The organism is Streptomyces sp. NPDC057271 (assembly GCF_042668715.1).
Taxonomy (GTDB): Bacteria; Actinomycetota; Actinomycetes; order Streptomycetales; family Streptomycetaceae; genus Streptomyces.
On the sequence record NZ_JBHUYJ010000119.1, the window covers coordinates 17,323 to 23,099 of the forward strand.

A 5,777-nucleotide genomic window follows, 5' to 3' on the forward strand; every position below is an offset into this window, starting at 1 on the left:
TCGGGGCAACCCACAGGGGGTCGTGGGGGGAGTCGTGGGTCCAGGCACCTATCTTGTTCGGGGGCGGAAGGGGGCCCGACCCCCCGCCCCCCACCGGGGACCCCCTAACCCCTCTGGTTCCCCCCCACGACCGCAGGCATCTCCTCAAGCCGAAGGGAAGTGGCGCGTGATGGCACGCGAGAACCGGGACCGGCGTACAGCTGGCGGGGCCGAGGGCGAAGCGCGGCGCGACAGCGCCCCCGAGGTCACGAAGGCCCCGGACGCGACGGGCGGCGCCGGCGGACCGGCGTCCACCGGAAACGGGGGAACTCCCTCGGCGCCCGTGCCCGCCCAGCGCACCGGCCATCCCACATCGCCGCCGGTCGGCGCGCCCCCGCCCCCGCCCCCCGCTCCGCGCACGCCGCCTCCGGCCGTGCCGCTGTCGAAGGCGCCCCAGTCCGCCGTCCCGCCCGGCGACCCCGGTGCCACGGGCCGGAGTGACGGGAGCCTTGCGAACGCTCCCGCCGCGACCCCCGCCGCGCCTCGCGGGCGGGACACGACGGACCGGCCGGGCGACGGCGCTGCGGCCGGGACGGGGCACGCTGCCGCCCCGTACGCCGGCGGCGGCCCGGCCGGACAGCTCCTCGGCGAGGGCGAACGCGACCGCCTCGGGCAGCGCCTGCACCGTGCTCTCGCGGGGTTCGTCGACTCGCCCCATGACGCGGTCGCCGAGGCGGCCGAGGTCCTCGCCGCGGCCGAGCGAGAGCTCATCGCCGCCCTGAAGGACCGCAGCACCGCGTTGCGGGCGGGCTGGCAGGAGAACGGCGATCCGGACGGGCCGGGCCCCGACACCGAGCAGCTCCGGATCACCCTGCGGACCTACCGCGAGGTGACGGAACGGCTGCTCCGGGCGTGACCCGGCCCTGCCCACCGTGGAGCACGGAAGCCCCCTGGTCCCCATGGGGGATCGTCGGCCCAGGGGCGCTCCACGGGGGCGACGCCGGGGACCCCGGGGGAGGCTGGTGACCTCGCTCGCCGAGACCAAGGGCGCCACCCCGGAGACCATCGTGCCTGGTGGCTGCGGCGCCACCCGGCCCGCATCGCCCCCGTCATCGGTACGTCGAACCCGCGGCGTATCCGGGCCCGCCGGGACGCGGCGACGGGCGAGCCGGACCGACGGGCGAGCCGGACCTGAGCCACGACGAGTGGTACGCCCTGTGGATCTCCGCCCCCCGGTACCGCGCGCTGCCGTAGCCCGAAGGAGACGCCGATTCCCGATTCTGCCGGGGGAACTCGCGCATGCGCAGGGATGTCTGACGAACTGCGGGGCAAGCGAAGAACCTGGAGGTCGATAGGAATGGTTCCTCTTCTCTTGGTTCTGCTGATCGTGCTGATTCTCTTCGGCGCCGGTTTCGCGGTGAAGGCGCTGTGGTGGATAGCCGTGCTGGCGCTCATCCTCTGGCTGCTTGGCTTCGTGGTCCGGCCCCAGGGGCGTACGAGCCGCTGGTACCGCTGGTAGCGGCCACCGGAAGGCTCGACACGAAGTGCGCGTACGTCGTGTCCGTGGGCGCCATCCCCCGACGGGGTGGCGCCCACGGTCTTGGGACGTACCGCAGGGGAATCCGGCGGACAGGGGAAAGGACGTCATCGTGCGAAGGAGGAGAGGCGATGGGTGAGGTGAACACCACGGCGAGCGCGGTGCGTCGGTCCTCGCTGTCGGCGAGCCTGGCCTACGAGGACGCCGACATGGGGGCGAGGACGATCGCGTCGGCCCGCGACTTCGCGGCCGACTTCCTCACCGCCGCCCCGGCCGCCGGGGGCGAGCCGGTGCCCCAGGAGCGCGTCGACGTGGCCCGCCTGGTCGTCAGCGAGCTGGTGACCAACGCGGTACGGCACGCGCCGGGTCCGTTCCGGGTGCTTCTCGAATGGTTCGAGGACGCTCTGGACATCTCGGTGGCCGACCGGCTCGACACCGCCCCCGCACCCCGGCCCCACGATCCCCAGCGCATCGGACAGCACGGCCTCGAGATCGTCGTGGCGGTCTGTGAGAGCGTGCGCGTGGAGCGGGAGTTGACCGGGAAGCGCGTCCGGGCGCGCCTCCCTCTGGCTTGAAGTAACTGGCCGGAAGTCTACTGACATGCCCTGAGGGAGTGGGGGTAGGCGAAGCCGGGACGGGGGGCAACCGCTGCCGACGGACGAGAGAAGGTCATCAGAGTGCCGACCGAGGTGACGACGGAGACGAGGACTGGTGTCGAGACGGGTACGGAGAGCCTTCCCGTACTCGATTCTCCCCGCAAGGTCGCTCCGAAGGACGCGCGGGAGCTGTCGAAGGTGTTCTTCGACAAGCTGGCGGTGCTGGAGGAGGGGACCCATGAGTACCAGTACGCACGCAACACGCTGATCGAGATGAACATGTCGCTCGTCCGCTACGCGGCCGGCCGCTTCCGGGGGGCCCGCGGCGACGAGATGGAGGACATCGTCCAGGTCGGAACCATCGGTCTGATCAAGGCCATCGACCGGTTCGACCTCTCCCGGGAGGTGGAGTTCACCAGCTTCGCCATCCCCTACATCGTCGGTGAGATCAAGCGCTTCTTCCGTGACACCTCCTGGGCGGTCCACGTACCGCGCCGGTTGCAGGAAGCCCGGCTGGAGCTTGCCAAGGCCACCGACGAACTCAGCTCCCGACTCGGCCGCGCGCCGAGCGTGGCGGAGCTGGCGAGCCTGATGAACCTCTCCGAGGACGAGGTGATCGAGGCGCGGATCGCCTCGAACGGCTACAACTCGGCGTCGCTCGACGCGGCCATCGGCCCTGACGGCGACGACGACGCCACGGTGCTGGCCGAGTTCATCGGAGTGGAGGACCCGGCGCTCGAGCTCTTCGAGGAATTCCACACGCTGGCGCCGCTGCTCGTGGAACTCGACGAACGCAGCCGCCGGATCCTGCATCTGCGCTTCGTCGAGGAGCGGACGCAGTCGGAGATCGGCAACGAGCTCGGCATCTCCCAGATGCACGTCTCCCGACTGCTCTCCCGCAACCTGGAGCAGCTGCGCAAGGGCATGCTCGACGAGTCGTAGGCACGCCCCCGGCGGAACGGTCTCACCAACCCCCTTCTGGTGAGGCCGTTCCGTGCGTCGCGGGCGTCAGGGCCCCGGCCGCCGGCGTCGACCCGTCCTGGAGCACCCCGGACGAGTCGAAGCCGGCTCGTTCGGACCTCATCGGCACGACGTCGAAGCGCTGTTGGAGCGGGATCGAACCGGCGTGGCAACCGCACTCCGCGTGCGTCAACGGAGTGGATGCGACCGCCGGCTCGGACCGGGAGGGCCGAAGCTCACACCGTTCTCGTCGAGCGCGTTGAAGACGGTCACGCGACCCGACTCGAAGACGAAGCTGACGTCGACATTGCCCGAGGCCATGTCTCTGCCTGTCCACTGGAGCAGTTCGACTCCTTCGAGAGGCGTACCCCGCAGTGCGCGGAGGCGGGAAAGAGGTTCGGGACGCCACCGCAGGTCGAAGCCGGGCCACCGGACGGGATGGGCGGAGTCGATGGTGTTCCACGTCAGCGAAAGGTCGCCGAACTTCTGGTGGTTGATCTCGACCTGTTCGCCGCCGAAGTCGAACAGCACCGGGCAGTCGCAGAACCACTCGTCATCCCTGAGGTCCCAGACCATCCAGACTCTCGTGAGCGTCCGGCCGACGAGACGTCGCAGTCGATCCCCATGTTCCTGCACGACGTCTCTACGGCTGTCCAACCACGCCGGCCGGTAGCCCGCGATGCCGAAATCGAACTTGCCGCCATCCTGCCAGAGCAGACGCGGCGAGCGACGGACGCACCGTCGCAGTGGGCGCCACCGGCAATCAGCGCGCTCAGCTGTTCGAGGTGGGAGCCGGCGGGTCGGGTCCCGCCCCACGCCTGACCCGCACCCTAGTCGTCCTGGGGCGGGATCGGCGTGGCCTGGTGGTAGTACATGCGCCAGCCCGCCTCCTCATCCACCCTGCGCCACACCGAGCTTCGACGCGCTCGCCGGCCCTCGATCTCGGTCTCGTACGTCAGGTGCACCACACCCGGAGCCAGAACCACGCCCGTCATGCCCGAAGGCACGTAGCGGGGGCCCTCGGCCGCGTTGCCAGGCATGGCCGGCAACGCGGCCAGCATCTCCTCGTACGACCATCGTCGGCCCGAGGCGCCTACCTCCACGAACTCCGGGTCCAGCAGTTGGCTGGCCTCTTCCCGCGAGGTTCGCACGCCCGGATCCATGAGCCGCAGCTCGCCCCTGATCGCCTCTTCTACCTCATTCGCTTCATCACGCACCTCGGTATCATCGCCCCATCCTCAATCCGGCCTGTTCGCCCGGCGCCGCGACCGTCGCTTCAGCGACTGCCGTTCGCCCTCGTCCAGGACGCCCCACACGCCCGTCACCTGGCGGGAGTCGTCCATGGCCCAGCGCAGGCACTCCTCCCTCACCGGGCAGCGCCGGCAGACCTGCTTGGCTTCCTCGACCTGGATCAGGGCCGGCGCTCCCGTCCCCACCGGGAAGAAGAGGTCGGGGTCGACATCCTGGCAGGCCGCACGTGCACGCCAGCTGTCCGACATCATTTCCTCCTGTCGTCTCCATGAGTGTGTCCTTCACGCGCACGTCCGGGCCTACGGCCGCGTGAACAGCTGTGAGGTCTCGGCCGCCCAGGCGATCCGTGCGGCCTCCTCTCCCTCGGGCACGGCGACGTACGTCTCGCCCAGCCAGCTCCGCAGACCCGCGCGGTCGACGTCGACCACGGCGAACGTCTCGACCGGGCCCAGCCGCATGCGGACGCGCCCCTCCCTGCCACCGCGGCGCAGAGGCCAGAGCCGGACGTCGCCCTCGCCGCTGAGGACACGGGTCCCGGAACGCAGCAGCTCCCGGGAGAAGGTCCAGTCGACGGTCTCGCCCAGCGGGGGCCGGAAGGTGACGCGTACCGCCCAGGGGTCGTCGGGGTCGTAGTGGAACGTCGCCTCGACGGGCAGACCGATCCCTCCTTGGATCCGGCGCGCGGTGGTCCGCCACGACCGCACCTGGGGCGCCGGGGGCGGCTGGATGGTCTCGTGCCGGCTCGATTCAGACATCGTCACCCGTTCCGTCGGGGGCAGTCGCGCCGCGTCCGAGCGGCGCCGTACACCCGCTCGTAACCGCGGACCGGGATTTCACGCATGCTCTCTGTGAGAGGGGCGTGAAGGGCACGCCCGGGGCCGGAAGCCTCGGTTCCAGGTTCGGTCGGGGCTCGGGCGAATGCGTGACCCGGTTCGGGGCAGGCGGAGTCGAGGCGGGGCAGGCGCCCCGCAGGGAAAGGCACGGAAGAGGAGGACGGCAGCGTTCCGTGGGCCGTCCTCGCCTACCGGAGGAGTTGTTTTCGCGTGACTGAGCACGTGTGGAGCTACAAGCCGACCGCGGGTCATCTGGCCGGCACGGACCTGACCGGCTACAAGGTCGAGGCGATCGACGGCAGCGTCGGGAAGGTGGACAAGCACTCCGACCAGGTCGATGACGCCTACCTGGTCGTGGACACCGGGGTCTGGATCTTCGGCAAGGAGGTCCTCCTTCCGGCCGGCACCGTGGTCCGGATCGACGTGGAGGACCGGAAGATCTTCGTCGACCGGACCAAGGAACAGATCAAGGACGCTCCCGAGTTCCACCGCGACAAGCACCTCGAGGACCCCGACTACCGCCACGGGCTGGGCACGTACTACGGACTGGGCGGCCCGTTCGGTGGCCCGATGACCTGAGACTCCGTGGGGCGGAGGGCCCGGGCTCGACGAGCCCGGGCC

General features: G+C 70.7%; 9 protein-coding genes. 5 read left to right on the forward strand and 4 right to left on the reverse strand.

The window, feature by feature from the left end; translation table 11 throughout:
- The first annotated feature begins 169 nt into the window (after nucleotides 1–169).
- The 4 genes from ACFUJR_RS34020 to ACFUJR_RS34035 all read left to right on the forward strand — a co-directional run bounded on the left by ACFUJR_RS34020 (nucleotide 170) and on the right by ACFUJR_RS34035 (nucleotide 3,054).
- Nucleotides 170–895: a hypothetical protein gene (locus tag ACFUJR_RS34020; protein WP_383169349.1), complete on the forward strand. Its 726-nt coding sequence runs from the start codon at nucleotides 170–172 to the stop codon at nucleotides 893–895.
- Between the two features lie 441 nt (nucleotides 896–1,336).
- Nucleotides 1,337–1,498, forward strand: a complete 162-nt coding sequence (locus ACFUJR_RS34025) for a hydrophobic protein (RefSeq protein ID WP_383169347.1) — start codon at nucleotides 1,337–1,339, stop codon at nucleotides 1,496–1,498.
- Between the two features lie 149 nt (nucleotides 1,499–1,647).
- Complete coding sequence (locus tag ACFUJR_RS34030; RefSeq protein ID WP_383169346.1) at nucleotides 1,648–2,091, forward strand: ATP-binding protein; 444 nt, start codon at nucleotides 1,648–1,650, stop codon at nucleotides 2,089–2,091.
- Nucleotides 2,092–2,193: 102 nt separating this feature from the next.
- Complete coding sequence (locus tag ACFUJR_RS34035; RefSeq protein ID WP_383169344.1) at nucleotides 2,194–3,054, forward strand: RNA polymerase sigma factor SigF; 861 nt, start codon at nucleotides 2,194–2,196, stop codon at nucleotides 3,052–3,054.
- A 207-nt stretch (nucleotides 3,055–3,261) separates the two neighbouring features.
- Here the strand turns inward: ACFUJR_RS34035 and ACFUJR_RS34040 are convergent, their stop codons facing one another.
- The 4 genes from ACFUJR_RS34040 to ACFUJR_RS34055 form a co-directional block, all read right to left on the reverse strand.
- Nucleotides 3,262–3,648, reverse strand: a complete 387-nt coding sequence (locus ACFUJR_RS34040) for a hypothetical protein (RefSeq protein WP_383169342.1) — start codon at nucleotides 3,646–3,648, stop codon at nucleotides 3,262–3,264.
- Nucleotides 3,649–3,902: 254 nt separating this feature from the next.
- Nucleotides 3,903–4,235, reverse strand: coding sequence for a DUF4440 domain-containing protein (locus ACFUJR_RS34045; protein ID WP_383169419.1), 333 nt, complete (start codon nucleotides 4,233–4,235; stop codon nucleotides 3,903–3,905).
- A gap of 75 nt (nucleotides 4,236–4,310) precedes the next feature.
- Entirely contained in the window at nucleotides 4,311–4,571 is a 261-nt protein-coding gene (locus ACFUJR_RS34050) for a WhiB family transcriptional regulator (RefSeq protein ID WP_383169417.1), read from the reverse strand.
- Nucleotides 4,572–4,622: 51 nt separating this feature from the next.
- A complete protein-coding gene (locus tag ACFUJR_RS34055) occupies nucleotides 4,623–5,078 on the reverse strand; it encodes an SsgA family sporulation/cell division regulator (RefSeq protein WP_383169340.1) in 456 nt (151 codons plus the stop codon).
- 288 nt (nucleotides 5,079–5,366) lie between these two features.
- On the opposite strand from ACFUJR_RS34055, the gene ACFUJR_RS34060 reads away from it, so the two are divergent.
- Nucleotides 5,367–5,735, forward strand: a complete 369-nt coding sequence (locus ACFUJR_RS34060) for a PRC-barrel domain-containing protein (RefSeq protein ID WP_383169338.1) — start codon at nucleotides 5,367–5,369, stop codon at nucleotides 5,733–5,735.
- Nucleotides 5,736–5,777: the final 42 nt, after the last annotated feature.

Coding starts and splice junctions, on each gene's coding strand:
- ACFUJR_RS34020 (WP_383169349.1), top strand. CDS start 170: ATGGCACGCGAGAACCGGGACCGGCGTACAGCTGGCGGGGCCGAGGGC.
- ACFUJR_RS34025 (WP_383169347.1), top strand. CDS start 1,337: ATGGTTCCTCTTCTCTTGGTTCTGCTGATCGTGCTGATTCTCTTCGGC.
- ACFUJR_RS34030 (WP_383169346.1), top strand. CDS start 1,648: ATGGGTGAGGTGAACACCACGGCGAGCGCGGTGCGTCGGTCCTCGCTG.
- ACFUJR_RS34040 (WP_383169342.1), bottom strand. CDS start 3,648: ATGGTCTGGGACCTCAGGGATGACGAGTGGTTCTGCGACTGCCCGGTG.
- ACFUJR_RS34045 (WP_383169419.1), bottom strand. CDS start 4,235: ATGGATCCGGGCGTGCGAACCTCGCGGGAAGAGGCCAGCCAACTGCTG.
- ACFUJR_RS34050 (WP_383169417.1), bottom strand. CDS start 4,571: ATGTCGGACAGCTGGCGTGCACGTGCGGCCTGCCAGGATGTCGACCCC.
- ACFUJR_RS34055 (WP_383169340.1), bottom strand. CDS start 5,078: ATGTCTGAATCGAGCCGGCACGAGACCATCCAGCCGCCCCCGGCGCCC.